This window comes from Burkholderia sp. PU8-34 (assembly GCF_053427725.1).
Genome location: NZ_JBSAXC010000096.1, coordinates 1 through 300, shown reverse-complemented (window position 1 = coordinate 300; position 300 = coordinate 1). Strand labels below are relative to the sequence as shown.

The window sequence follows — 300 nt, the reverse complement described above, 5'->3', positions numbered from 1 at the left end:
GCGTATCGAAGACGGCCTGCAGGACATGATTCAGGCGATCGCCGCGTGCCCGGCGGTCGTGTCCACGATTCTTGCCGATGCAGACCGCATCGCAGCCGGCGAGCTGCGTATCGATGAACTGGTCGATGGCATCAGCGACGATACGGACGAAAGCGAAGTGACAAACGAAGTGACGCCTGATTCCGATGAAGTTGACGAGGAGGCAGACACCTCCGATGACGACACGGACGACGACGACGTTGAAGCGGACGCCGGGGCTTCGGAGAAAGCGAACGCGGCCCGCCTCGAAGAACTCACGAT

Annotated in this window: 1 pseudogene; it reads left to right on the top strand. The window is 61.0% G+C overall.

Features of this window, described 5'->3' with window-relative positions:
- Window positions 1–300: pseudogene (locus ACV22Z_RS35880) on the top strand (RNA polymerase sigma factor RpoD); the annotation flags it as partial.